Origin of the sequence: Cupriavidus sp. WS (genome assembly GCF_000395345.1) — a bacterium.
Lineage (GTDB): Bacteria > Pseudomonadota > Gammaproteobacteria > Burkholderiales > Burkholderiaceae > Cupriavidus > Cupriavidus basilensis_B.
On sequence record NZ_AQPL01000081.1, the window covers coordinates 1 to 25,561 of the forward strand.

26 protein-coding genes are annotated in these 25,561 nt (G+C 70.1%); 18 read left to right on the forward strand and 8 right to left on the reverse strand.

Annotated elements, in window-relative coordinates; all coding sequences use genetic code 11:
* Positions 1-202 precede the first annotated feature (202 nt).
* A complete protein-coding gene (locus tag K206_RS0108305; protein WP_020201950.1) occupies positions 203-979 on the reverse strand; it encodes an enoyl-CoA hydratase in 777 nt (258 codons plus the stop codon).
* A 169-nt stretch (positions 980-1,148) separates the two neighbouring features.
* Here K206_RS0108305 and K206_RS0108310 point away from each other — a divergent pair, with 169 nt between their 5' ends.
* The gene (locus K206_RS0108310) at positions 1,149-2,477 is read left to right on the forward strand and encodes a HAMP domain-containing sensor histidine kinase (protein ID WP_020201951.1); all 1,329 of its coding nucleotides are present in this window, start codon (positions 1,149-1,151) and stop codon (positions 2,475-2,477) included.
* Positions 2,478-2,517: 40 nt separating this feature from the next.
* Complete coding sequence (locus K206_RS0108315; RefSeq protein WP_020201952.1) at positions 2,518-3,177, forward strand: response regulator transcription factor; 660 nt, start codon at positions 2,518-2,520, stop codon at positions 3,175-3,177.
* A gap of 29 nt (positions 3,178-3,206) precedes the next feature.
* Here the strand turns inward: K206_RS0108315 and K206_RS41495 are convergent, their stop codons facing one another.
* A complete protein-coding gene (locus K206_RS41495; protein ID WP_020201953.1) occupies positions 3,207-3,353 on the reverse strand; it encodes a DUF3563 family protein in 147 nt (48 codons plus the stop codon).
* 291 nt (positions 3,354-3,644) lie between these two features.
* Positions 3,645-4,427: an SDR family NAD(P)-dependent oxidoreductase gene (locus K206_RS0108330; protein ID WP_020201955.1), complete on the reverse strand. Its 783-nt coding sequence runs from the start codon at positions 4,425-4,427 to the stop codon at positions 3,645-3,647.
* A gap of 144 nt (positions 4,428-4,571) precedes the next feature.
* On the opposite strand from K206_RS0108330, the gene K206_RS0108335 reads away from it, so the two are divergent.
* Positions 4,572-5,486 carry an AraC family transcriptional regulator gene (locus K206_RS0108335; protein WP_020201956.1) on the forward strand — a complete coding sequence of 305 codons (915 nt, stop codon included), beginning with the start codon at positions 4,572-4,574 and terminating at the stop codon, positions 5,484-5,486.
* Positions 5,487-5,536: 50 nt separating this feature from the next.
* Here K206_RS0108335 and K206_RS0108340 read toward each other — a convergent pair whose 3' ends face one another.
* Complete coding sequence (locus tag K206_RS0108340) at positions 5,537-6,172, reverse strand: GntR family transcriptional regulator (protein WP_020423707.1); 636 nt, start codon at positions 6,170-6,172, stop codon at positions 5,537-5,539.
* Positions 6,173-6,428: 256 nt separating this feature from the next.
* On the opposite strand from K206_RS0108340, the gene K206_RS0108345 reads away from it, so the two are divergent.
* Positions 6,429-7,628, forward strand: a complete 1,200-nt coding sequence (locus K206_RS0108345; RefSeq protein WP_020201958.1) for an acyl-CoA dehydrogenase family protein — start codon at positions 6,429-6,431, stop codon at positions 7,626-7,628.
* A gap of 48 nt (positions 7,629-7,676) precedes the next feature.
* Here the strand turns inward: K206_RS0108345 and K206_RS0108350 are convergent, their stop codons facing one another.
* Positions 7,677-9,011: a sensor domain-containing diguanylate cyclase gene (locus tag K206_RS0108350; protein ID WP_020201959.1), complete on the reverse strand. Its 1,335-nt coding sequence runs from the start codon at positions 9,009-9,011 to the stop codon at positions 7,677-7,679.
* Positions 9,012-9,415: 404 nt separating this feature from the next.
* Here K206_RS0108350 and paaG point away from each other — a divergent pair, with 404 nt between their 5' ends.
* From paaG to paaK, 3 genes are all read left to right on the forward strand, one after another.
* Positions 9,416-10,228, forward strand: a complete 813-nt coding sequence (gene paaG, locus K206_RS0108355) for a 2-(1,2-epoxy-1,2-dihydrophenyl)acetyl-CoA isomerase PaaG (RefSeq protein WP_020201960.1) — start codon at positions 9,416-9,418, stop codon at positions 10,226-10,228.
* Positions 10,229-10,296: 68 nt separating this feature from the next.
* Positions 10,297-10,743, forward strand: coding sequence for a hydroxyphenylacetyl-CoA thioesterase PaaI (gene paaI, locus K206_RS0108360; RefSeq protein ID WP_020201961.1), 447 nt, complete (start codon positions 10,297-10,299; stop codon positions 10,741-10,743).
* 67 nt (positions 10,744-10,810) lie between these two features.
* On the forward strand, positions 10,811-12,115 hold the full coding sequence (gene paaK, locus K206_RS0108365; protein ID WP_020201962.1) for a phenylacetate--CoA ligase PaaK: 1,305 nt from the start codon (positions 10,811-10,813) through the stop codon (positions 12,113-12,115).
* A gap of 14 nt (positions 12,116-12,129) precedes the next feature.
* Here paaK and K206_RS0108370 read toward each other — a convergent pair whose 3' ends face one another.
* Positions 12,130-13,290: a murein transglycosylase A gene (locus tag K206_RS0108370; RefSeq protein ID WP_020201963.1), complete on the reverse strand. Its 1,161-nt coding sequence runs from the start codon at positions 13,288-13,290 to the stop codon at positions 12,130-12,132.
* Positions 13,291-13,378: 88 nt separating this feature from the next.
* Here K206_RS0108370 and K206_RS0108375 point away from each other — a divergent pair, with 88 nt between their 5' ends.
* Positions 13,379-13,588, forward strand: coding sequence for a hypothetical protein (locus tag K206_RS0108375; RefSeq protein ID WP_020201964.1), 210 nt, complete (start codon positions 13,379-13,381; stop codon positions 13,586-13,588).
* A 48-nt stretch (positions 13,589-13,636) separates the two neighbouring features.
* Here the strand turns inward: K206_RS0108375 and apaG are convergent, their stop codons facing one another.
* Positions 13,637-14,011 (reverse strand): Co2+/Mg2+ efflux protein ApaG, encoded by a 375-nt coding sequence (gene apaG / locus K206_RS0108380; RefSeq protein ID WP_020201965.1) that lies wholly within the window; start codon positions 14,009-14,011, stop codon positions 13,637-13,639.
* 178 nt (positions 14,012-14,189) lie between these two features.
* On the opposite strand from apaG, the gene rpe reads away from it, so the two are divergent.
* The 8 genes from rpe to K206_RS0108420 all read left to right on the forward strand — a co-directional run bounded on the left by rpe (position 14,190) and on the right by K206_RS0108420 (position 21,808).
* Positions 14,190-14,903 carry a ribulose-phosphate 3-epimerase gene (rpe, locus tag K206_RS0108385; protein WP_020201966.1) on the forward strand — a complete coding sequence of 238 codons (714 nt, stop codon included), beginning with the start codon at positions 14,190-14,192 and terminating at the stop codon, positions 14,901-14,903.
* On the forward strand, positions 14,900-15,631 hold the full coding sequence (gph, locus tag K206_RS0108390; RefSeq protein WP_020201967.1) for a phosphoglycolate phosphatase: 732 nt from the start codon (positions 14,900-14,902) through the stop codon (positions 15,629-15,631). The genes rpe and gph overlap by 4 nt, the downstream gene beginning before the upstream one ends.
* Before the next feature lie 517 nt (positions 15,632-16,148).
* Positions 16,149-17,666, forward strand: a complete 1,518-nt coding sequence (trpE, locus tag K206_RS0108395) for an anthranilate synthase component I (protein WP_020201968.1) — start codon at positions 16,149-16,151, stop codon at positions 17,664-17,666.
* A 23-nt stretch (positions 17,667-17,689) separates the two neighbouring features.
* Positions 17,690-18,259: an aminodeoxychorismate/anthranilate synthase component II gene (locus K206_RS0108400; protein ID WP_020201969.1), complete on the forward strand. Its 570-nt coding sequence runs from the start codon at positions 17,690-17,692 to the stop codon at positions 18,257-18,259.
* A 62-nt stretch (positions 18,260-18,321) separates the two neighbouring features.
* A complete protein-coding gene (gene trpD, locus K206_RS0108405; protein WP_043365885.1) occupies positions 18,322-19,359 on the forward strand; it encodes an anthranilate phosphoribosyltransferase in 1,038 nt (345 codons plus the stop codon).
* Positions 19,360-19,396: 37 nt separating this feature from the next.
* A complete protein-coding gene (trpC, locus tag K206_RS0108410; protein ID WP_020201971.1) occupies positions 19,397-20,200 on the forward strand; it encodes an indole-3-glycerol phosphate synthase TrpC in 804 nt (267 codons plus the stop codon).
* 93 nt (positions 20,201-20,293) lie between these two features.
* The gene (locus K206_RS0108415; RefSeq protein WP_020201972.1) at positions 20,294-20,932 is read left to right on the forward strand and encodes an inorganic triphosphatase; all 639 of its coding nucleotides are present in this window, start codon (positions 20,294-20,296) and stop codon (positions 20,930-20,932) included.
* Positions 20,933-21,004: 72 nt separating this feature from the next.
* A complete protein-coding gene (locus K206_RS0108420) occupies positions 21,005-21,808 on the forward strand; it encodes a uracil-DNA glycosylase (RefSeq protein ID WP_020201973.1) in 804 nt (267 codons plus the stop codon).
* On the opposite strand, the gene K206_RS0108425 is transcribed toward K206_RS0108420, so the two are convergent.
* On the reverse strand, positions 21,805-22,113 hold the full coding sequence (locus K206_RS0108425) for an acylphosphatase (RefSeq protein ID WP_020423708.1): 309 nt from the start codon (positions 22,111-22,113) through the stop codon (positions 21,805-21,807). The genes K206_RS0108420 and K206_RS0108425 overlap by 4 nt on opposite strands.
* A gap of 248 nt (positions 22,114-22,361) precedes the next feature.
* Between K206_RS0108425 and K206_RS0108430 the strand changes: the two genes are divergently transcribed.
* Together K206_RS0108430 and K206_RS0108435 are read left to right on the forward strand one after the other, a co-directional pair.
* On the forward strand, positions 22,362-24,116 hold the full coding sequence (locus K206_RS0108430) for an ABC transporter permease subunit (protein ID WP_020201975.1): 1,755 nt from the start codon (positions 22,362-22,364) through the stop codon (positions 24,114-24,116).
* Positions 24,117-24,161: 45 nt separating this feature from the next.
* Positions 24,162-25,523, forward strand: a complete 1,362-nt coding sequence (locus K206_RS0108435; RefSeq protein ID WP_052165825.1) for an AAA-associated domain-containing protein — start codon at positions 24,162-24,164, stop codon at positions 25,521-25,523.
* Positions 25,524-25,561: the final 38 nt, after the last annotated feature.

Below are 25,561 nucleotides of genomic sequence, written 5' to 3' on the forward strand. Positions count from 1 at the left end.
CTTTGCAGCCAAGCTTCGTGTTGTGAGGGAGCGAATATTAAGGCCCCAATCGAGCCTTGGCAATCGATTTGTTACGCGAATATGAAGACAAGCCCGAACGGACAAGATCAAGCCATTGATCTTTAAGGGAAATACCGTATTTCCGAAAAACGGAGCGGCAGGAATACCCGATGGAGTTACTCGGGTATTCGCCTATCAAGATTCAGCGATGCTTGAACGCGGGTGCGCGTTTCTCCACAAATGCCGCCATGCCTTCCTTCTGGTCCTCGGTCGCGAAGGTCGAATGGAACAGGCGCCGCTCCAGGTGCACGCCCTCGGACAGGCTGGTCTCGTAGGCGGCGTTGACCGATTCCTTGATCATCATGACCACCGGCAGCGAGAAGCCGGCGATGGTCTCGGCCGCGCCCAGCGCTTCCTCGATCAGCTTGTCGGCGAGCACCACGCGCGACACCAGGCCGGCGCGCTCGGCCTCGGCCGCGTCCATCATGCGCGCGGTCAGGCACAGGTCCATCGCCTTGGCCTTGGACACCGCGCGCGGCAGGCGCTGGGTGCCGCCGGCGCCGGGCATGGTGCCCAGCTTCACTTCCGGCTGGCCGAAGCGGGCGCTGTCCGCCGCGATGATGATGTCGCACATCATCGCCAGCTCGCAGCCGCCGCCGAGCGCGTAGCCGGCCACCGCGGCGATCACCGGCTTGCGGATGCGGCGGATGGTTTCCCAGTTGCGCGTGATGTAGTCGCCCTTGTACGCATCCATATAGGAGTACTTGGCCATCATGCCGATGTCGGCGCCGGCGGCAAAGGCGCGCTCGCTGCCGGTGATCACGATGCTGCCGATGGCTTCGTCGGCGTCGAAGGCCGCCAGCGCGGCGCCCAGCTCGTCCATCAGCGCGTCGTTGAGCGCATTGAGCGCCTTGGGACGGTTCAGCGTCACCAGGCCGACGCGCCCGCGGGTTTCGACCAGGATGTTGTCATACGGCATGTCTTCTCCTCCTTGGAAGTGGATCGATGGTGGACCGGTGTCAGTCGTCCGCGAGACGATACCCGCTCTGGCAGGCGCTGGCTATATGGCGCGGGACCGCCATGCGGCCAGGTTGGCACCCGCCGGCGGCTGAGGCACACTCGCCCCATCGCACCGACCGGAGCCCGCGATGGCCAACCCGTTTGTCGCCAGATCGTTGCACCGCCGCCTCAGCGTGGCGCTCGGCAGTCTCGCGTTACTGGTCGGCCTGCTGGGGGCGCTCGGCGCCTACCTGGTCGTGCGCAGCCTCGGCAACCAGTTCAACGACGACCTGCAGGAGGCCGCCGCCGCCGTCCGCCCCACCCCGCCGACGCTGCCGGGCGGCGCGCCGCTGCCGGCCAAGAACGTGGTGGTGCAGGTGTGGGGCCCCGGCGACGGCGCGCGCCCCGGCCACACCAGCGATCCCGGCGTGACGCTGCCGCGCGCCCGGCCCGGCTTCTCGTCGCTGGAGGCCGGCGGCCAGCTCTGGGATGCGTTCGCCCTGCAGGCCGGCGATGCCTACCTGCAGATCGCCGAGCAGCGCCGCGTGCGCAGCGCCAACGCCTGGCGCGTCGCGCTGTGGGCGGCGCTGCCGGTGGTGGCGCTGCTGCCGCTGCTGGTGCTGATCGTGCACGTCACCGTGCGGCTGTCGCTGCGCCCGCTGGAGCGGCTTGGCCAGCGCGCGGCGCGCGCTGACCTGAACCACCTGCAGCCGCTGGAAGACAAGGAGGCGCCCGACGAGCTGCGCCCCTTCCTCGATTCGATCAACCGCATGATGGACCGGCTGTCGACGCTGATCGAGGCGGAGCGCCGCTTCATCGCCAACGCCGCGCACGAGCTGCGCACGCCGATCACCGCGATGCAGTTGCAGGTGGACAACCTGCGCCAGGCCACGCCGGCCGACCGCGACGGGCGGCTCGACGAGCTGCAGCGCGGCATCCGCCGCACCGCTTCGCTGATCGCGCAGTTGCTGGGCCTGGCGCGCGCCGAGATGGGCGGCGCACAGAACGCCCCGCAGGCGGTGTCGCTGCCGCAGGTCGTGACCGATGTCATCGCCGACCTGCTGCCGCTGGCCATCGACCGCGGCGTCGACCTTGGCGCCGAGCGCCTCGACGACATCTCGCTGGTGTGCGCCGAGGCCGACCTGCGCGTGCTGGTCAAGAACCTGATCGACAACGCGATCCGCTACGGCGGCGCGGGTGCGGACGGCGCGGACTGCCGCGTCGACGTCAGCGTGCTGCGCGAGGGCGCCAGCGCGGTGATCGAGGTGGCGGACAACGGCCCCGGCATCCCGCCGGCCGACCGCGCGCGCGTGTTCGACCGCTTTTTCCGCGGCGGCGCCTCCGACGAGGAAGGCAGCGGCCTGGGCCTGGCCATCGCGCAGACGCTGGCGGCCAACCACGGCGGCCGCGTGACGCTGGCGGCGCGCCCGGACGGCGCCTCGGGCGTTGTGGCGCGCATCGTGCTGCCCATACAATAGCCGCGTTAGCCGCGGCGCCGCCCGAGGGAGGATCGTTGCCATGAGAATCCTGCTGATCGAGGACGATCCGCAGATCGGCCAGAGCCTGGTGCATGCGCTGAAGGATGCGTCGTGCAGCGTCGACTGGGTGCGCAACGGCGATCTCGGCCGCTCCGCCATCGCTGACGGCTCCTACACCGCCATCCTGCTCGACCTCGGCCTGCCCGGCATGGACGGCATGGCGCTGCTGCAATGGCTGCGCGGCGACAACAACCCCACGCCGGTCCTCATCATCACCGCGCGCGACGACGTCGACACGCGCGTCGCCGGGCTCGACCTGGGCGCCGACGACTACGTCGTCAAGCCCTTCGAGAGCAAGGAACTGCTGGCCCGCATCCGCGCCGTGGTGCGGCGCAAGTCGGGCTACGCGAGCGCGACCATCGGCCACGGCCGGGTCGTGCTCGACATCAACGCGCGCCAGTTGAGCTTCGACGGCCGCACGGAGAACGTGTCCGCGCGCGAGTACGCGCTGCTGCTGGCGCTGCTCGAGCGGCCCAACGCCATCCTGTCGCGCGAGCAGCTGGAGGAGCGGCTGTACGGCTGGGGCGAGGAGGTCGAGAGCAACGCCGTCGACGCCATCATCTACAGCATCCGCCGCAAGTTCGGCAGCACCGTCATCCGCAACGTGCGCGGGCTGGGCTGGAGCATCCCGGCCACGTAGCGCGGCGCCGGCCTGGCGGCTGGCGGGCGTCAGTAGATGCGCCCGCGGCTATCCATCTCGCGCAGACGGCGGTCGAGTTCGTCGGCATCGTTGGACGAAGCCAGCCAGGCTTCGGTGCGGCGCTGCGCGCTGCGTTCCATCCAGTGGTTCAGCTTGAGCATCAGGGTGTCGAACATGGTGGTCTCCGGTGGGTTTCGAACCGGACCCCGCCGGCGTTCGTTCTGCGCCGCCGGGGGCCGTGCAACCCATGCTAAGCAGCCACAATGAGCCGAAAATGAGCGCGGCCCGCCGGCAGGCGCCCGGACCGGCGCCTCATTCTCTCCTCACTCTGCGCGGCCACAATGCAGTCGTCCCGATGCCGCCAGCGCGCGGCATCGACCAGCAAGGAGAGGATCATGAATGCCATGCGAAAGTATCCGCCCTACGGGGCGTGGCACTACGGCGTCGGCTACTGGCACCGGTGAGCGCTAGATCGCCATGCCGCCCGAGACCTCGATGCGCTGCGCGTTGACCCAGCGGTTATCGCCGGAGAGCAGCGCGGCGATCATCGGGCCGACGTCGTCCGGCTCGCCGACGCGGCCGAGCGCCGTCATGTCCGCCACGCGCTTGTTCATCTCCGGGTTGTCGCGCACGATGCCGCCGCTGAAGTCGGTGGCGATCGCGCCCGGGGCGACGGTGTTGACGGCGATCCCGCGCGGGCCGAGCTCCTTGGCCATGCAGCGCGTCAGCACCTCGACCGCGCCCTTCATGGCCGCGTAGGCCGCCACGCCGGGGAGCGCCACGCGCGTCAGCCCCGAGGAAATGTTCACGATGCGCCCGCCGTCGTCGATGAGCGGCAGCAGCTTCTGCGTCAGGAAGAACACCCCCTTGAAGTGAATGCGGTAGATGCTGTCCACCTCGTCCTCGGTCGTCTGCGCGAAGGCGTTGTGCAGCGAGGTGCCCGCATTGTTGACGAGGTAGTCGAAGCGCGCGGCGCCCAGGCCGGCCAGCGCCTGCCGGACCGCCTGCACGAAACGGTCGAACGATGCGCTGTCGCCGGCGTCGAGCTGCAGCGCGACGGCGCGGCGCCCCATTGCTTCGGCCTCTGCGCTCACCTGCGCGGCTTCGGCGCGGTTGGCGTGGTAGGTGAAGATCGAATCGACCCCGCGCCGGGCGAGGCTGAGCACGGTATTGCGGCCGATGCCGCGGCTGCCGCCGGTGACGATGGCGATCGGGGCGCGCGCATCGGTGCTGCTGGTGTGGTTGGGCATGGCTGGCTCCTGCAAGTGGTTTGGCGTGGTGACAAGGTAGTCCCGCGCGCGTCCGCGTTGAATGCCGAAACTCGCCTGTTTCTTGCCTAATCCTGCCGAGGTGGCTATAACGGCCGGGAATGCCAGACGCAGCGAGACCCGCACATGCCAGATACCCCGCCCGATGCCCTGCTGGATGCCGTCACCCGCTACACCGACGCGCAGACCGGCGCGAGCCCGTTCGCCACGGCCATCGACGGCCTCACGATCCTGCGCTCGAACCGCGAGAAGCCGCCCAGCCTCCTGATCTTCAAGCCCGCGCTGTGCATCGTCGTGCAGGGCGCGAAATGGACGACCTTCGGCGACAAGCGGTTCGACTACCGCGCGGGGCAGGCGCTGATCGTCAGCGTCGAAGCGCCGGCGTTCGGCCGCGTCGTCGAGGCCAGCCCGGACAAGCCGTATCTCGGCGTGGTCATCGAGTTCGACCTGGCCATCATGCGCGACGTGATGGAAGCGCTGGATGCGCCGCCGCAGGCCAGCGGCGAGGCCCGCTCCGGCGTGTTCGTCACCGACTTCGACGGGCCGCTGGCCGACTGCGCGCTGCGCATGGTGCGCCTGCTCGATACGCCGCGCGCCATCCCGATGCTCCACCCGCTGCTCATGCGCGAGATCAGCTACTGGCTGCTGACCGGCCCGCACGGCGGCGAGATCGCGCGGCTGGCGCTGGCCAACAGCCACGCGCAGCGCGTCATCGGCGCCATCCACGCCTTGCGCGAGCGCTTCGCGCAGCCGGTGCGCATCGAGGAGCTGGCGCTGACCGCGCAGATGAGCCCTTCGGCGTTCCACCGGCAGTTCAAGGCGCTGACCTCGATGACGCCGCTGCAATACCAGAAGCAGTTGCGCCTGCTGGAAGCGCGCCGCCTGATGGCGGCCGACGCCGCCAATGTCGAGACCGCGGCGTTCCAGGTCGGCTACGAAAGCCCGTCGCAGTTCAGCCGCGAATACGCGCGCATGTTCGGCTCGCCGCCGCGGCGCGACGTCGCCGCGCTGCGCGAGGAAGCGGCCAGGCACGCCATGTGATCTCGCCGCGGGCACGGCGAAAGCGCGCGGCGCGGCGCCCCGATGCGGGACTAGCCGGGCTGGCCGGCGAGAATCGCCGCGCGCACGTTCTGCACGTGCGCGGCGCCGGCGGCTTCGGCCTCGTCGGGATCGCCCGCGAGCACCGCCGCGGCGATGCGCCGGTAGTCGGCCAGCCGCATTTGCTGCAGCGACGCGAGCCGGTGCTGCGCATGCACGACCGGCATGTGGATGGTCGGGAACAGCCGGCGCAGCTCGCGGTTGCCGCCCATCTCCAGCAGCGTGCGATAGAAATGCCGGCGCGCGCCCGAGAACGCCTCGCCCGGGCGCGTCCGCTCCGCCCGTTCCGCCTTCTCGGCCTTGCCCGCGCCCGCCAGCGCCTGCACCGCGGCGCGCAGGGCCTGCGCGTGCGCGCGGTCGCCGCTGCCGCGCGCGGCGGCGCGCGCGAGCAGGCCGGTCATGCGCTCGGCCACGTCGAGCACGTCGAGCGTGTCCTGCAGGCTCAGGCGCCGGATCACCGCGCCGCGATGGCGCGGCAGCTCGACGATGCCCTCGGCGGCCAGCCGCTGCAGCGCCTCGCGCACGGAGTTGCGGCCCACGCCGAACTGCGTGGCGAGATCCGCTTCCACGAGCCGCTGGCCCGGCACGAAGCTGCCGAGCTCGAGGCCGCCCATGATGCCGAAGAACACCGTGTCGGAGGCGCTCTGGCCGGCGTCGTCCGGCGCGCCGGCGCCGGCGGGAGGGGAGAAGGATGTGGGTGCGGTAGTCACGGGCGCAATTCTAGCGGATCCGGCGGGCGGGCCGGGCCGGTCGCCTTCATTGGCGAGGGATGGCGCAATCCTACAAGATTGTCCTACAATCCTGTGGAAAACCAGCCACGAACGGCGGATGCGCCGCCCGACCTGTACGGCCGCCCGCCCGATACGCCACAAGGAGATGCCAGCCATGTTCACCGCCTGTCCCACCGAAAGAAGCCGCGAGATCGCCGAGCGCGTCGAGCGCTTCGTGCGCGACGTGGTCGTGCCCTACGAGCAGGATCCGCGCTGCGCCGCGCACGGCCCGTCGGCCGCGCTCGTCGCGGAACTGCGCGGCCTGGCGCGCGCCGCCGGCGTGATGACGCCGCACATCCTGCCCGACGGGTCGCACCTGAGCCAGCGCGAGACCGCGGCCGTGCTCAAGCGCTCGGGCCTGTCGCCGCTCGGGCCGGTCGCGGTCAACACGATGGCGCCCGACGAGGGCAACATGTACCTGCTCGGCAAGGTGGGCACCGCGGCGCAGAAGGCGCGCTTCCTGGCGCCGCTGGTCAGCGGCGAAGCACGCTCGGCGTTCTTCATGACCGAGCCCGCCGAGGACGGCGGCGCCGGGTCGGACCCGTCGATGCTGCAGACCACCGCGGTGCGCGAGGGCGATGACTGGATCATCCGCGGCCGCAAGAAGTTCATCACCGGCGCCGAAGGCGCGGCGGTCGGCATCGTGATGGCGCGCACCGGCGAGGGCGAGCACGCGCGCGCCACCATGTTCCTGGTCGACCTGCCGCACCCGGCGATCCGGCTCGAGCGCGTGCTCGACACCATCGACAGCTCGATGCCCGGCGGCCATGCGCAGGTCGTGATCGACGACCTGCGCGTGCCCGCCGGCCAGGTGCTGGGCGAGGCCGACGAAGGCTTCCGCTATGCGCAGGTGCGCCTGTCGCCGGCGCGGCTGTCGCACTGCATGCGCTGGTTCGGCACCGTGACGCGCGCCGACGAGATCGCGCGCGCGTATGCCACCACGCGAAAGGCGTTCGGCAAGCTGCTGATCGACCACGAAGGCGTGGGCTTCATGCTCGCGGAGAACCTGATCGACCTGCAGCAGGCCGCGCTGATGATCGACTGGTGCGCCGGCGTGCTCGACGCCGGCTCGTCCGGCACCGCCGAAAGCTCCATGACGAAGGTGGCGGTGTCCGAGGCGCTCTACCGGGTGGCCGACCGCTGCGTGCAGGTCCTGGGCGGCAACGGCGTGTCGCGCGACACCATCGTCGAGCAGGCGTTCCGCGAGCTGCGCGCGTTCCGCATCTACGACGGCCCGACCGAGGTCCACAAGTGGTCGCTCGCCAGGAAGATCAAGCGCGATACGCTGGAGGCATCGCGGGCAGCGGCCGCATGATCCGGCGCCGCCACCGGCCCTGATGGCGGCGGCGGCGAGGCACCGCGCCTATCCGACCTCGACGCGATTGCGCCCGGATGCCTTGGCCCGGTAGAGCGCGCGGTCCGCGCGCCGCATCAGCGTGTCGACGTCGGACTCGCCGGCCTCGCGCGTGACCACGCCGATGCTGACGGTGAACGGAACCGGCTCCACGCGCCACGCGTGCTCGAAGTCCTGCTGCGCCACGCGCTGGCGCAGCCGCTCCGCGATGCTGCGCGCGAGCCCGGCATCCGCGCCGGGCAGGGCCGCGACGAACTCCTCGCCGCCCCAGCGCGCGAACAGCTTGGACTCGTGCGCGATCGACATGCCGGCCTTCGCCAGCACGCGCAGCACCTCGTCGCCGACGTCGTGGCCGAAGCCGTCGTTGATCTTCTTGAAGAAATCGATGTCGAGAATGAACACCGACACGATGTCGTCGGTGCCGAGCACCTTGTCGACGAAGTCCAGGAACTCGCGGCGGTTCGGCAGGCCAGTCAGGGCATCGGTCACGGCCTGCTTCTTCAGCAGCTCGATCAGCCGGGCGCGGTCGGTGATGTCGCGGATGACCGCGGTGAACTCGGTCACGCCGTCCACGTTGATCTTGGAGATCGAGATTTCGACCGGGATGATGGTGCCGTCGCGATGCCGCCCGTACACGCTGTTGCTCTCGTCCATGCGCGGCGGGCTCAGCGAGCGCAGGCTCATCTGCACCGAGTCCGCGAACTGCCGCACGTGCTGCGGATGGCGCGCGCGGAATTTTTCCGGCAGCAGGGTTTCGATCGGCTGCCCGATCACCTCGGCCGAGGCGTAGCCGAACAGGTTCTCCGCCGCGCGGTTGAACAGCGTGATGTTGCGCTGCTCGTCGATCGTGACGATCGCGTCGTAGGCCGAGTCGACCACCGCGCGAAAGCGCGAGGTGCTGACTTCCAACTCGTGCGCGAGATGCAGCTTCGCGGTGATGTCGACGCCGGTCACGAGAATCTCGGACACGGCCGCGCCGCCGTCCGCATGCCGGAAGGGTTTCAGCGTGAGGCGCCAGCGCCGCGCGCCTTCGGGGCGGCCGCATGCCTGCTCGGGTGCCTGCCCGGGTGCCTGAGGAAATACCTGCTCGAATTCCTGCGAGGCGCCGGACCGGAAGCATTCCTGGAGTTTCGCGCGGAACCCGGGCTGCGCGCCGCCGGGAAACAGCGCGTCGAACGCGGCGGGAAAAACCGGCATCTCCGCGCGCGCGCCGCCGGTGATCCGGAAGAAGTGGTCGTTGCAGGCGGTGACGGCAAGCTCGCCGCGTGCATCGCGCCCGACGATGGCAACGGCAACCGCGATGCCGTCCTCGAAGTCCTGCGATTGGTTGAGCCGATCGGACATATGTTGCTTTGCGGGAGCCTGCTGTGCGGAAACCCTTCGCGGGCACCGTGAACTTGCCAATTCAAGTATCGTGAGGGCCATTGTTGCATAAGCGGCCCCGCCCGATCGGCAGGCCGGCGGCGACCGGTCCCGTAGTGGGGTAAACGAGCCACGCCCGCCGGCAGCCGGGTCGGCAATGTGCGCCGGGGCCAGCGGCGGGTCCGGACCGGAGCGCGCGCTCAAAATGGCGCGCGACCCGCTTCCGCACCGCCGGATAAGTTGCTATCATTTGCCGACCGACTGGTCGGTTAATTTTATCGGGCCTTTTTGTTGGGCCTTTTTGTCGGGCCACAACGCCTCCCATATAGAAGAGAGGCCGCGCGCCGGCCAGGACCACCAGCCACCACCCAAGGCAGGAGACAACGATGCCAGACACGCCCCCTCAGGCCAGCCTGACTTCCGGCCCGGTACTGCTCGCCTGGCACGGCCAGGTCGCGGTCATCACGCTCAACCGCCCCGACAAGCTCAATGCCTTCACGCGCGAGATGCACGCCGTGCTCCAGCAGGCGCTCGACCACGTCGAGGCCGGCGGCGCCCGCGCGCTGCTGCTGACCGGCGCGGGCCGCGGCTTCTGCGCCGGGCAGGACCTGGCCGACCTGGACTTCACGCCGGGCGCCATGACCGATCTGGGCGAACTGATCGACGTCTGGTTCAACCGGCTGGTCCGCCGCCTGCAGAAGCTGCCCCTGCCGGTGGTGGCCGCCGTCAACGGCACCGCCGCGGGCGCCGGCGCCAACCTGGCGCTGGCCTGCGACATGGTGCTGGCGGCGCGCTCGGCCAGCTTCATCCAGGCCTTCGTCAAGATCGGCCTGGTCCCGGATTCGGGCGGCACCTGGCTGCTGCCCAGACGCGTCGGCATGGCGCGCGCGCTCGGGCTGGCGATGACCGGCGACAAGCTCGGCGCCGACGAGGCCGAGAAATGGGGCCTGATCTGGGAAGTCATGGACGATCCGCTGCTGCCCGAGCAGGCGCTGGCGCTGGCCACGCACCTGGCGGCGCAGCCCACGCGCGCGCTGGCGGCCATCAAGCACGCCATGCATGCCGGCGCGAGTCAGGGGCTCGACGCCCAGCTCGACCTCGAGCGCGACCTGCAGCGCGAGCTCGGCGCCTCGCATGACTACGCGGAGGGCGTGAACGCCTTCCTGGAAAAGCGCGCGCCCCGCTTCACCGGGCGCTAGGCCACTTGCCTCAACGCCCGGCGATTGCACGCCTTCCCCACGCCTCCCCGCCCCACCAGGAGACCAGCTTGACCCAGACTCCACAGGCCCTCGCCGAAGCGGCCGCCGCCAGCATGTACGAAGCCGATGCCTGCAGCCGCTGGCTCGGCATCACCCTCGAGGCGGTGCGCCCCGGCTACGCGCGCCTGTCGATGCCGGTGCGGCCCGAATTCCTCAACGGCCACGGCATCTGCCACGGCGGGCTGATGTTCACGCTGGCCGATTCCACCTTCGCCTTCGCCTGCAACAGCCACAACATCAACACGGTGGCGGCCGGCTGCAGCATCGAGTTCCTCAAGCCCGTGCACGGCGGCGACCTGCTCACGGCCGAGGCCACCGAGCAGGTCCTGTCCGGGCGGCACGGCATCTACGACATCCGCGTCACCAACCGCGCCGGCGAGACCGTGGCGATGTTCCGCGGCAAGTCCGCGCAGATCAAGGGCCACGTGGTCGCCCCGACCGAGCCGGCGCGGTAGGCTTCGCCGCCATACACCCCCGCAACACGCCAGCCGGAAACACAAGCCCCCACGCGCAGGAGACACCATGAGCACGCGCCTCACAGATCTGCCGCTAGAGCCGATCGAGACCGCCAGCCGCGACGCATTGCAGGCCTTGCAGCTCGAACGCCTGAAATGGTCGCTCGACCACGCCTACCGGAACTCGCCGGTCTACCGCCGCAAATTCGACGCCGCCGGCGTGCACCCGGACCAGCTGCGCTCGCTGGCCGACCTCGCCCGCTTTCCGTTCACCGCCAAGCAGGACCTGCGCGACAACTATCCGTTCGGCATGTTCGCCGTGCCGCAGGACCGCATCGCGCGCATCCACGCCTCGTCGGGCACCACCGGCAAGCCCACGGTGGTAGGCTACACCCTCAACGACATCGACAACTGGGCCACCGTGGTGGCGCGCTCGGTACGCGCGGCCGGCGCGCGGCGCGGCGACAAGGTGCACATCAGCTACGGCTACGGCCTGTTTACCGGCGGCCTCGGCGCGCACTACGGCGTGGAGAAGGCCGGCCTCACCGCGATCCCGTTCGGCGGCGGCCAGACCGAGCGCCAGGTGCAGCTGATCCAGGACTTCAAACCCGAGGTCATCATGGTCACGCCGAGCTACATGCTGGCGATCGCCGACGAGTTCGAGCGCCAGGGCATCGACCCGGCCTCCACCTCGCTGCGCGTGGGCATCTTCGGCGCCGAGCCGTGGACGCCCGAGATGCGCGTGGCCATCGAGAAGCGCCTGGGCATCTCGGCGGTGGACATCTACGGGCTGTCGGAAGTGATGGGGCCGGGCGTGGCCAGCGAATGCGCCGAGACCAAGGACGGCCCGACCATCTGGGAAGACCATTTCTACCCGGAGGTGATCGACCCGGACACCGGCGAGGTGCTGCCCGACGGCGAATTCGGCGAGCTGGTCTTCACCACGCTGAGCAAGGAAGCGCTGCCCATCGTGCGCTACCGCACGCGCGACCTGACCCGCCTGCTGCCCGGCAGCGCGCGCGCCGCGTTCCGCCGCATGGAGAAGGTCACGGGCCGCTCGGACGACATGATGATCATCCGCGGCGTCAACGTGTTCCCCTCGCAGATCGAGGAGCTGATCCTCAGGCACGCCGAGCTGGCGCCGCACTACCAGTGCGTGCTGACCAAGGATGGCCATCTCGACGTGCTGACCGTGCGCGTGGAGTGCGCGCACGGCGTGGACCCGGCCGGCACGCGGCAGGCCAGCGCGCAGCTGACCTACGACATCAAGGCCTACATCGGCGTGACCGTCGGCATCGAGATCCTGCCCGCCGGCGGCGTCGAGCGCTCGGTCGGCAAGGCGCGCCGCATCGTCGACCGGCGCCCGCGCTGAGCGGACGCACCGCCCTAGCTGCGCGGCATCAGCACCCACATGCGGCCGCCCTGCTTCATGCGGCCGGCGGCCTCGCCGGCCGCGTCGCCGGCGCCCCAGAAGAAGTCGGCGCGCACCCCGCCCTTGATGGCCGAGCCGGTGTCCTGCGCGAACATCAGGCGCTGGATCGGCTCGGCCGACAGCGGCCGCGTGGTGGACAGGAACACCGGCACGCCGAGCGGAATGGTGGCCGGATCGACCGCGATCGAGCGCTCCGCGGTGAGCGGCACGCCGAGCGCGCCGACCGGGCCTTCGTTGGTCGGCGGCAGCTCGCGGAAGAACACGAAGCGCGGATTGACGTTGAGCATCTCGTCCACGCGACCCGGGTTGGAGCGCGCCCAGCCCTTGATGCCCTGCATGGTGGCCTGCGCCGGCGTGATCTCGCCGCGGTCCAGCAGCCACTTGCCGAACGAGCGGAACGGCTGGTCGTTGGTGCCGCCGAAGCCCACCCGCATCGTGGTGCCGTCCTGCAGGCGGATGCGGCCCGAGCCCTGGATCTGCAGGAACGCGGCTTCCACGGCGTCGTCCACCCACACCAGCTCGTGGCCGCGCAGCGCCGGGTTCTGCAGCAGCTCGCCGCGCGCCGGCAGCGGCCGGCTGCCCCACTGGGCCGGCTTGCGGTAGAGCGGAATCTGGTACTGGCCCTGGCGCGTGCGCGAGCCGTGCAGGATCGGCTCGTAGTAGCCGGTGATCAGGCCGCTGTCGGTGCCGTCGCCGTTGACCACGCGGTACGGCTGGAAGTTGGATTCGAAGTAGGCGCGCATGGCGCCCAGGTCGCCGGCGTCGACCATCAGGCCGATCGCGCAGACGCGGTTCCATTCGGCGCGCTTCTTGAGCGCCTGGCAGCTGGCCTGCAGCGCCGGCCACGCGGCGCGCACGTCGTCCTGGCTCCAGCCGCCGATCTCGGCCCAACTGGCGGCCTGCAACTGGCCCTTCTGGCCGGAGGCGGCCGGCGGCACCCCGGGGCGCGCGCCGCCGGGCCCCTCGACGCGCGGCGGCGGCCCGCTCATGCAGCCGGCCAGCAGCGTCGCCGCCGCGGCCAGCGCGAGCCAGCCGGCGCGCCGCGCGCGCGCGGCGCCGGACACGGGCGCCGGCAGGAAAAAGGAGAAACGGGGAAAGGAATCCGGATAAGCCATCTTGATTGGGTAAGAACTCGGAACCGCGAGGACGGCCGCATCTGCCGATGCCCTACAATGCCCAGCGTCGCCTCCAAGTGATCCTGCCATGAGCCAGTTTTTCGAAGCCCATCCCATGCTGCTGTTCGCCCTCGAGGCCGGCGTGGCGCTCTTCCTGCTGATCTTCATCGTGGTCTGGACGATGGGCACGGCGAAAAAGAACCCGCGCCCCACCCGCGCGCCCGACGATCATCCCTCGCGCGCGGGCCAGGACGGCAGCGCCGCCCGCCAGGATCAGGACAGCGCGCCGGGGCACTAGGTTCCTCGCCACATCGGCATCACATCGGCACCGCGCCGGCACCGGCCATCAGTGGAGCATGCGCGGCAGCACCAGCGCGAACTCCGGAATCGGCACCTCGAAGCGGTGGCCGTCCTCGGCCACGCAGAAATATTCGCCCTTCATCGAGCCGATCGGCGTCGAGATGGTGGCCCAGCTGGTGTACTCGAAGTGCTCGCCCGGCTTGAGCAGCGGCTGGTGGCCCACCACGCCGAGGCCGGCCACCTCCTGCGTGCCGTTGTCGCTGTCGGTGATGACCCAGTGGCGCGAGATGAGCTGCGCGGCCACCTCGCCGGTATTGTGGATGGTGATGGTGTAGGCGAAGGCATGGCGCCCGCGCTCGGGGTCGGACTGGTCGGCCAGGTACTGGGTACGCACGGCCACGGAAAACGCGTATTCGCTCATTGTCGGCACATCGCGGCAGGATAGGGTAGCCGCATTGTGCGGCAACGCCGGGGGTGCGGCAAGCCGCGCGCCCGGGCGTGGCGCGTCCGGCATGGCGGCCTTGCCCCGCCCGGGAAGGGTAAAATACCGGACTTCGCGCTGGATTTGCGCTGAACGCACCCCCCACGAGCCCGCCGCCATGAGCACCGCCGACTACCGCATCGCCCCCTCCATCCTGTCCGCCGACTTCGCCCGCCTGGGCGAAGAAGTCAAGCGCGTGACCGCGGACGGCGCCGACTGGATCCACTTCGACGTGATGGACAACCATTACGTGCCGAACCTGACCGTGGGCCCGCTGGTGTGCGAGGCGATCCGCCCGCACGTGACGGCGCCGATCGACGTGCACCTGATGGTGCGCCCGGTGGACCGCATCGTGCCGGACTTCGCCAAGGCCGGCGCCAACATCATCACCTTCCACCCGGAAGCCAGCGAGCACGTCGACCGCACGCTCGCGCTGATCCGCGACCACGGCTGCCAGGCCGGGCTGGTGTTCAACCCGGCCACGCCGCTGAACCACCTCGACCACGTCATGGACCGCCTCGACGTGATCCTGCTGATGTCGGTCAACCCGGGCTTCGGCGGCCAGTCCTTCATCCCCGAGACGCTCAACAAGCTGCGCGCCGCGCGCCAGCGCATCGACGCCTACGCCGAGCGCACCGGCCGGCGCATCCTGCTGGAGGTGGACGGCGGCGTGAAGGTGGACAACATCGCCGAGATCGCCGCGGCCGGCGCCGACACCTTCGTGGCCGGCTCGGCCGTGTTCGGCAAGCCGGATGCCGACGGCGGCTACAAGGGCGTGCTGGCGGCGCTGCGCGCCGAGCTGGCCAAGGCAGCCAAGGCGGGCCGGCAATGAGCACGGCCCGGCTCAAGCGCACCGACTGGCGCGGCATCCGCGGCGTCATCGTCGACCTGGACGGCACGATGGTCGACACCGCCGGCGACTTCCACGCCGCGGTCAACGCCATGCTGGCCGCGCTGGCGCATCTGCACCCGCATCTCGGGCCGCTGGCGCCGCTGGCGCGCGAGCAGATCGTCAGCTTCGTCGGCAAGGGCTCGGAAAACCTGATCCGGCGCGTGCTCGACGCGCGCCTCTCGCCGGCCCACGCCAACGGCATGTTCGCCGACGCGCTGGCGCTGTACGACCGCGAGTACATCCACATCAACGGCCAGTTCTCGCACGTCTACCCCGGCGTGGCCGAAGGGCTGGCCGCGCTCAAGGGCGCCGGCCTGCGCCTGGCCTGCGTCACCAACAAGCCGCACAACTTCACCGAGCCGCTGCTCGCCAGGACCGGCCTGGCGCGCTTCTTCGAGCTGGTCTACGGCGGCGACGCCTTCGCCCTGCGCAAGCCCGATCCGCTGCCGCTGCTCAAGGTGGCCGAGGCGTTCCGGCTGGAAGCAGCCGAGATGGCCGCCATCGGCGACTCGGAAAACGACGCCCGCGCCGCGCGCGCGGCCGGCATGGGCGTGCTGCTGGTGCCTTACGGCTACAACCACGGCAACCCTGTACAAGGCGTCGACGCCGATGGTATAGTCGATTCCATTGCCCAGGCGGCTGAGGTGCTTGCGTCACATTGCAGATAAAGCGATTGGCGGATCGGGCACCGGCGGCAAGCCAGGCAAGCCTCCAGCGGCGCCGGACACGACCCAACGGTTTTCTCCGGACCGCCGCATCCAAACCGTAAATCGCTGAACACGATTTCATGTTTCTGAACCGCAAGCGCATCTCTTCTGGCAGTGATCGGCAGGCCTGGCCCTGGCGTCGCTGGCGTGCCTTCCAACAGGCGTAAAGTGCGTTCGCGAGTCTCCTGACCGCCCCCGTCTTCCCGGATCTGCTGCATCGTCGATGCACTAACATGGAACGGGGCCGGCCAGACCGGCAGGTTGCCGGACCTTCACAGTATTCCCAGCCGCCCGACATCCCAGGCCCCGCGCCTGCTGTCCCCCGAACGCGCTGCACGCCCACCCCGGCCGTGCGCGGACGCTTGTTCCGCGCCAGGTCCTTCCCCGGGGCGGGTCTGACGACCTTCCAGCCCCAAGTTGCCGACATCGCGGCGAGCGCACAGCCCAGGGCACCGCGCCGCCGCACAAGAGGATCGACATGACCGAACTGGAATTCAAATCGCTGGCCGAGCAGGGCTACAACCGCATCCCGCTGATCGCGGAGGCGTTCGCCGACCTGGAAACGCCGCTCTCGCTCTACCTCAAGCTGGCGCAGTCGCAGACGCGCGGGGTCAACACCTTCCTGCTCGAATCGGTGGTGGGCGGCGAGCGCTTCGGCCGCTACTCCTTCATCGGCCTGCACGCGCGCACGCTGCTGCGCGCGCACGGCATGCGCACCGAAGTCGTGACCGACGGCCGCGTGGTGGAAACCCACGAAGGCAACCCGCTCGACTTCATCGCCGCCTTCGAGCAGCGCTTCAAGGTGGCGCTGCGCCCCGGCCTGCCGCGCTTCTGCGGCGGCCTGGCCGGCTACTTCGGCTACGACGCGGTGCGCTACATCGAGAAAAAGCTGGCCGCCACGCAGAAGCCGGACGACCTCAACCTGCCCGACATCCAGTTGCTGCTGTGCGAGGAGCTGGCCGTGATCGACAACCTGTCCGGCAAGCTCTACCTGATCGTCTACGCCGACCCGACCACGCCCGAGGCCTACGCCCGCGCGCGCCAGCGCCTGCGCGAGCTGCGCATGAAGCTGCGCCAGCCGGTGGACGTGCCGGTCACGAGCCCGTCGGTGCAGACCGAGGTGTTCCGCGAGTTCGACAAGGCCGACTACCTCGCCGCCGTGCACAAGGCCAAGGAATACATCATGGCCGGCGACATGATGCAGGTGCAGATCGGCCAGCGCCTGGTCAAGCCGTACCGCGACGCGCCGCTGTCGCTGTACCGCGCGCTGCGCTCGCTCAATCCGTCGCCGTACATGTACTTCTACAACTTCGGCGACTTCCAGATCGTGGGCGCCTCGCCCGAGATCCTGGTGCGCCAGGAAACCCGCCGCAGCGGCAGCAACGGCGACCAGCGCGAAGACCACATCGTCACCATCCGCCCGCTGGCCGGCACGCGCCCGCGCGGCAACACGCCGGAGAAGGACGCGCAGCTCGCCACCGAGCTGCTCGGCGACCCGAAGGAGATCGCCGAGCACGTGATGCTGATCGACCTCGCGCGCAACGACATCGGCCGCATCGCCGAGATCGGCTCGGTCAAGGTCACGGACCAGATGGTGATCGAGAAATACTCGCACGTGCAGCACATCGTCAGCTCGGTCGAAGGCACGCTCAAGCCCGGCATGAGCAACCTCGACGTGCTGCGCGCCACCTTCCCGGCCGGCACGCTGTCGGGCGCGCCCAAGGTGCACGCGATGGAGATCATCGACGAGCTCGAGCCGCGCAAGCGCGGCATCTACGGCGGCGCGGTGGGCTACCTGTCGTTCGGCGGCGAGATGGACCTGGCCATCGCCATCCGCACCGGCATCGTCAAGGACGGCAACCTGTACGTGCAGGCCGCCGCCGGCATCGTCGCCGACTCCGACCCCGAAGCCGAATGGAGGGAAACCGAAGCCAAGGCGCGCGCCGTGATCCGCGCCGCCGAGCAGGTCCAGGACGGCCTGGACTCGGACATCTGAACGCCAGGGAACAGGGAACCGCCATGCTGCTGATGATCGACAACTACGATTCGTTTACCTACAACCTCGTCCAATACTTCGGCGAACTCGGCGCCGACGTGCGCACCTACCGCAACGACGAGATCACCATCGAGGAGATCGAGGCCCTCAAGCCCGACCACATCTGCGTCTCGCCCGGGCCGTGCAGCCCCAAGGAAGCCGGCATCTCGGTGGCGGTGCTGCAGCACTTCGCCGGCAAGGTGCCGCTGCTGGGCGTGTGCCTGGGCCACCAGGCCATCGGCGAGGCCTTCGGCGGCGAGGTGATCCGCGCCAAGCAGGTCATGCACGGCAAGGTCAGCCGCATCGAGACCACGCAGGAAGGCGTGTTCGCCGGCCTGCCCCGGCACTTCGACGTGACGCGCTATCATTCGCTGGCGATCGAGCGCGAGACGCTGCCGGCCTGCCTGGAAGTGACGGCGTGGACGCCGGACGGCGAGATCATGGGCGTGCGCCACAAGGAGTTCGACATCGAGGGCGTGCAGTTCCACCCCGAGTCGATCCTGTCCGAGCACGGCCACGCGCTGCTGGCCAACTTCCTCAAGGCGCGCCGATGAGGCGGCTCGACACCCCCATCGCCACCGCGCCCGCGCCTGCCCACGACACGAACGAGACCGCCATGTCCATCACGCCACAGGAAGCCCTCACCCGCTGCATCGAACACCGCGAGATCTTCCATGACGAAATGCTGCACCTGATGCGGCAGATCATGCAGGCGCAGATCTCCCCGGTGATGGCCGCGGCCATCCTGACCGGGCTGCGCGTGAAGAAGGAAACCATCGGCGAGATCTCGGCCGCGGCGCAGGTGATGCGCGAGTTCGCCAACAAGGTGCCGCTGGGTTCAATCAAGGACCGCGAGAACTTCGTCGACATCGTCGGCACCGGCGGCGACGGCTCGCACACCTTCAACATCAGCACCGCCTCGATGTTCGTCGCGGCCGCGGCCGGCGCGCGCATCGCCAAGCACGGCAACCGCGGCGTGAGCTCCAAGTCGGGCAGCGCCGACGTGCTGGAGGCGCTCGGCGTCAACATCATGCTCACGCCCGAGCAGGTCGGCCAGTGCATCGAGCAGACCGGCATCGGCTTCATGTTCGCGCCCACCCACCACCCGGCCATGAAGAACGTGGCGCCGATCCGCAAGGAAATGGGCGTGCGCACCATCTTCAACATCCTCGGCCCGCTCACCAACCCGGCCGACGCGCCCAACATCCTGATGGGCGTGTTCCACCCCGATCTGGTCGGCATCCAGGTGCGCGTGATGCAGCGCCTGGGCGCCAAGCACGCGCTGGTGGTGTACGGCAAGGACGGCATGGACGAGGTCTCGCTCGGCGCCGCCACGCTGGTCGGCGAGCTCAAGGACGGCGAGGTGCGCGAGTACGAGATCCACCCCGAGGACTTCGGCCTGTCGATGATCTCCAACCGCGGCCTCAAGGTGGCCGACGCCATCGAATCGAAGGCAATGCTGCTCGAAGCGCTGACCGACGTGCCCGGCACGCCGCGCGAGATCGTCGCGCTCAATGCCGGCACCGCGCTGTACGCCGCCAACGTGGCCGGCTCGATCGAGGACGGCATCCGCCGCGCGCGCGAGGCCATCGCCAGCGGCGCCGCGCGCGGGAAGCTCGACCAGTTCGTGCGCGCCACGCAGCAGTTCAAGTAATCCGCACCGCGCGCCGCGCACCGCAAGAGAAACCCGCATGTCCGACATCCTGAACAAGATCCTGGCCGTCAAGGCCGACGAGGTCAGCGCCGCGCGCAAGAAGCGCGACCTGCCCAGCCTGCGCGCCGAGGCCGAGAGCCTGCGCGCCGAGCCCGGCCTGGCGCCGCGCGGCTTCGAGCGCGCGCTGCGCGAGAAGATCGCCGCCGGCCACGCCGGCGTGATCGCCGAGGTGAAGAAGGCCTCTCCGTCCAAGGGCGTGCTGCGCGAGCACTTCGTGCCCGAGGCGATCGCCGAGAGCTACGCCAGCCACGGCGCGGCCTGCCTGTCGGTGCTGACCGACGTGAATTTCTTCCAGGGCCATCCCGACTTCCTCAAGCGCGCGCGCGGCGCCTGCCCGCTGCCCGCGCTGCGCAAGGACTTCATGATCGACCTGTACCAGGTCTATGAAGCGCGCACCTGGGGCGCCGACGCCATCCTGCTGATCGTCTCCGCGCTCGACCCCGGCCTGATGGCCGAGCTCGAAGCCTGCGCCCACGAGCTCGGCATGGACGTGCTGGTGGAAGTGCACGGCGGCGAGGAGCTCGACGCCGCGCTGCGCCTGAAGACGCCGCTGCTCGGCGTGAACAACCGCAACCTGCGCACCTTCGAGGTCTCGCTCGACAACACGCTGGACCTGCTGCCGCGCATCCCGGCCGAACGGCTGGTGGTGACCGAGTCCGGCATCCTCGGCCCGGCCGACGTGCAGCGCATGCGCGATGCCGACGTGCACGCGTTCCTGGTCGGCGAGGCGTTCATGCGCGCGCCCGAGCCGGGCGTGGAACTGGCGCGCCTGTTCGCCTGACCCGGCCGGCATCGTCCAATCGCGTCGCCCGACCGCACGTCCGCACGCCCAATCGCACGCACACCCGCACACCCACCGGAGCCGCACACCGACATGGCCCAGGAAATCGAACTCAAGCTGGCGGTGCCCGACGGCGCCATGCCCGCGCTGGTGGCATGGCTGGACGCGCACGGCGAGGCGCGCGGCGAGCACACGCTGCTCAACGTCTACCTCGACACCCCCGCGCGCGACCTGGCCCGCGCGCGCGCCGCGCTGCGGCTGCGCCGCCGCGGCGCGCAGTGGCTGCAGACGCTCAAGACCGCCGGCAGGAGCGAGGCGGGGCTCGCCGCCCGCAACGAGTGGGAAACCGCGACCGCCGCCGAGGCCATCGAACTCGGCGCCTTCCCGCCCGAGGCGCGCGAGTTGCTCGCGCCGCTGGCCGCCGCGCTGGCGCCGGTGTTCCGCACCGACTTCACGCGCCGCACCTGGCTGATCGAGCAGGACGGCGCGCGCATCGAGGCCGCGCTCGACGTGGGCGAGATCACGGTGCCCGGCGCCGGCGCGCGCGACGCCATCCACGAACTCGAGCTGGAATGGCTGCCCGGCAAGGACGGCCAGGGCCCGGCGCAGGCCGCCGCCGAAGCCGCGCTGCGCGCGCTGGCGCGGCGCCTGCAGAACGTGGCGCCGCTCAAGCCTTCCGACCAGAGCAAGGCCGCGCGCGGCTACCGGCTCGCGGGCACGGCCGACGCCTGACGCGCCCTCGCCGAACCTTGCCCTGATCCCTTTCCCGATCCCTTTCCTGATCCCTTTCCCGCAGGCATCCGCATGAGCAAACCCACGAGCGCGCAGGCCGACCTGTTCGCCCCGGCCGCCACCAAGGCGCCCCCGCCCGCCGACGGCCTGGACGCCCAGGCCGCCGCGCTGCCCGCCGCCTGGCGCGAGCTGCTCGCGCCCTGCATGCACGGCGAAGGCTGGCGGGAACTCGCCGCCTTCGTCGACGGCGAGCGCGCCGCCGGCAAGCCGGTGTTCCCGCGCGACGTCTTCCACGCGCTGCACCTCACCCCGCCCGAAACGGTCAAGGTGGTGATCCTCGGCCAGGACCCGTACCACGGCACCGGCACGGTAGGCGGCCACGAGATCCCGCAGGCGCACGGCCTGGCCTTCTCGGTGCCGGACGGCGTGCGCGTGCCGCCGAGCCTGCGCAACATCTTCAAGGAAATCGCCGCCGAGTACGGCGACAACGCGGCGCCGCCCGCCTCCGGCAACCTGGAAGGCTGGGCGCGCCAGGGCGTGCTGCTGCTCAACACCGTGCTGACGGTGGAGCAAGGCCAGGCCGCCAGCCACGCCCGGCGCGGCTGGGAAGCGGTGACGGACTGCCTGATCCGGGCCCTGTCCGCGGCCCGCCCCAACCTGGTCTTCCTGCTGTGGGGCAGCCACGCGCAGGCCAAGAAGCCGCTGCTGGCCGGCACGCACTACGTGCTGGAAGCGCCGCATCCGTCGCCGCTGTCGGCGCATCGCGGTTTTCTCGGCTGCGGCCACTTCAAGCTGGCCAACGCGTGGCTGGCGCGGCACGGCATGGCGCCGGTCGACTGGCACGCGAGCCACGCTCATCAGGCCCCCGCGCGCTAGACCGTCGGCAGGCAGTCGAAGCTGTCGAACACGCCCGCGCCGGCTTCCACCCGCAGGCCATCGACCTGCGCGGCCGGCGGCCCGCCGCGCATCCACTCGCGCAGCGCCGCGAGCCGCTCGGGCGGGCCGTAGGCCATCACCTCCACCGAGCCGTCGCGCCGGTTGCGCACCCAGCCGCCCAGCCCCAGCGCGCGCGCCCGGTCCTCGCACGCGGCGCGGTAGCCCACGCCCTGCACGCGCCCCGTGACCACGAGGTGCCACGTTGTCGGCCGATGCGCCCACTGGGGTCCCGTCTGCTGTTCCATCTGCTTTCTCCACGCCGCCGCATGAAACGGCCTTGCCATGCGATATAGGTAAACTAGGTGGCTACCCTAAGCGTTACCAGTATGGGCAGGCCGCTTGAGGTAACGCCGACAGCACAGCGACGCGCCGGCACCCGGCCGGCGCCCCTCCGGAATCCACGCACGGCCGCCGCCCCGCACGCCGATCCATCCAGGCCCCGGGCCACCCGGTCCCGCCGGGCAACCGCAGCCACCGAACTTCAGCCAAGACAATGCAGCAAGCCGAACACGACAAGGCCAGCGCGCGCACCTCCCCTGGCTACGTCAGCCAGTTGCTGACCGCGCCGCCGAACCGCTTCGACCTGGCGTTGCTGCCGATCATCCTGGCGGCGATCGTGCTGGTGGCCTTCGCCGCGCGGCAGATGGACGTGCCCTACCGGCCCGGCGAGCCGCTGGACGTGCATCTGGACATCGCCTACCTGCCGTACTACCTGCTGCGCACCAGCATCCGCATGCTGCTGGCGCTGGCGGCGTCGCTGCTGTTCTCGTTCGCCTTCGCCGCGCTGGCCTCGAAGAACCGCACGGCCGAGAAGGTCATGGTACCGGCGCTGGACATCCTGCAGTCGATCCCCGTGCTGGGTTTCCTGTCGATCACCGTGACCGGCTTCATCGCGCTGTTCCCGGGCAGCCTGGTCGGGGTGGAATGCGCGGCCATCTTCGCCATCTTCACCTCGCAGGCGTGGAACATGGCGTTCAGCCTGTACCAGTCGATCCGCACCATCCCCAGCGACCTGGTGGAGGCCGCGGCCATGTTCCGGCTGTCCGCGTGGCAGAAGTTCTGGCGCCTCGAAGTGCCGTTCGCCATGCCGGGGCTGCTGTGGAACATGATGATGTCGATGTCCGGCGGCTGGTTCTTCGTGGTGGCGTCCGAGGCGATCTCGGTGTCCGGCAACGACATCAAGCTGCCCGGCATCGGCTCCTACATCTCGCTGGCCATCCAGCAGCAGAACCTCGCCGCGATCGGCTGGGCCATCCTGGCCATGCTGGTCGGCATCGTGCTCTATGACCAGCTGCTGTTCCGCCCGCTGATCGCCTGGGCCGACCGCTTCCGCTTCGAGACCCTGGCGCAGGAGAACGAGCCGCAATCGTGGCTGCTCAACCTGCTGCGCCGCTCGGAGTGGGTCAGCCTGCTGCTGGCGCGCACCGCCGCGCTGGCCGAACGCACGCTGGCCTGGGGCTCGGGGCGCAAGGCCACCGCGTCGCGCGGCGGCGACGCCCGGCGCGCGCTGTGGATCGAGCGCGCCGGCACCATCGTGATCACGCTCGTCGCGGTGGCGGCGCTGTACCGCGTGATGCACTTCGTGCGCACCGAGGTGGGCTGGGCCGAAGTGGGCCACGTGCTGTGGCTCGGCCTGCTGACGATGGTGCGCGTGGTGGTGCTGATCTTCCTGGCCGCGCTGATCTGGGTGCCGATCGGCATCCGCATCGGGCTCAACCCGGCGGCGGCGCGCATCGCCCAGCCGGTGGCGCAGTTCCTGGCGGCCTTCCCGGCCAACCTGATGTTCCCGCTGGTGGTCATGCTGATCGTGCGCTTCGGCCTGAACCCGGAGATCTGGCTCAGCCCGCTGATGATTTTCGGCACGCAGTGGTACATCCTGTTCAATGTGATCGCCGGCGCCTCGGGCATTCCCACCGAGCTCAAGCTGGCCGCGCGCAACTTCGGCCTGCGCGGCTGGCTGATGTGGAAGCGCTTCCTGGTGCCGGCGGTGTTCCCCAGCCTGCTGACCGGGCTGGTGACGGCGGCCGGCGGCTCGTGGAACGCCAGCATCGTGTCCGAATACGTGACCTGGGGCGACCGCACGCTGGTGGCCACGGGCCTGGGCAGCTACATCGCGGAGATGACCGCCAAGGGCGACTTTCCCCGCATCGCGCTGGGCATCGGCGTGATGGCGGTGTTCGTGGTGGGCTTCAACCGCCTGCTGTGGAACCGCCTCTACCTGCTGGCGCAGGAACGCACCCGTCTTTGATTGCGCTTTGACCCGATCTTTCAGCACCCGCACCGGAATTCCATCATGGCAAGCTCCCCCGCCACCACCGCCGCAACCGTAGCCGAACCCGTGGTCGAACTACGCGGCGTCTCCAAGATGTTCCGCACCGCCGACCACACCGACCGCGCCGTGCTCGAAGGCGTGGACCTCACGCTGCGCCGCGGCGAGATCGTCGCCATGCTGGGCAAGTCGGGCTCCGGCAAGTCCACCCTGCTGCGCATCATGGCCGGGCTGGTGGGCGCCGACCGCGGCGAGGTGCATTTCCGCGGCCAGCCGCTGCGCGGCACCGCCGAGGGCATCGCGATGGTGTTCCAGTCGTTCGCGCTGTTCCCGTGGCTGACCGTGCAGCAGAACGTGGAGCTGGGCCTGGAAGCGCAGGGCGTGCAGAAGGAAGAGCGCGCGCGCCGCGCCGAGGCGGCCATCGACATGATCGGCCTGTCCGGCTTCAACAGCGCGCTGCCGCGCGAGCTGTCCGGCGGCATGCGCCAGCGCGTGGGCATCGCGCGCGCGCTCGTGACCGAGCCCGACCTGCTGCTGATGGACGAAGCCTTCTCCGCGCTCGACGTGCTCACCGGCGAGACCCTGCGCGACGAGATGCTGGACCTGTGGGAAGACGGCCGCACCAACATCAAGTGCATCCTGATCGTCTCGCACAATATCGAAGAGGCGGTCATGATGGCCGACCGCATCGTCATCCTGTCGAGCGACCCGGGCCGCATCCGCGCCGAGGTCAAGGTGCCGTTCCCGCGCCCGCGCAACCGCGACTCCGCGCAGGTGCGCGGCCTGATCGACGAGGTCTACACGCTGATGACCTCACCGGCCGCGCTGGGGCCGCGCGTCACCGCGCTGGCGGCCGCCAGCAACATCGGCTACCGCCTGCCGGACGCCGACATCAGCCAGATGGAGGCCATCCTCGACCTGCTGTGCGAGGCGCCCTTCCACGGCCGCGCCGACCTGCCGCACCTGGCCGAGGAAGCCGGCCTCACCGACGACGACCTGCTGCCCGCCTGCGAGGCGCTGCACCTGCTGCAGCTGGCCACCATCGAGCGCGGCGACATCACCGCCACCGGCCTGGGCCGCGCCTACTACGAGACCGAGCCGCCCGAGCGCAAGGTGCTGTTCGGCAAGCAGCTGCTGCTGCACGTGGCGCTGGCCGCGCACATCCGCCGCGAGCTGCAGCAGTCCGAGGACGGCGAGATCCGCGAGGAACACGTGCTGCGCGAACTGGAAGACTTCCTCAAGCCGGAAGAAGCCGAGCGCGTGCTGACCATTGGCATCGAATGGGGCCGCTACGGCGAGGTGTACGAATACAGCTACAACAGCGGCATGCTGACGCTGCCGCGCGAGGAGCCGCTGCCGGCGCCCGGCGCCGGCGCGCAGCCCTGACGGCGGCGAAGCTGCAACGAAGCAGCGATGAAGCGGCG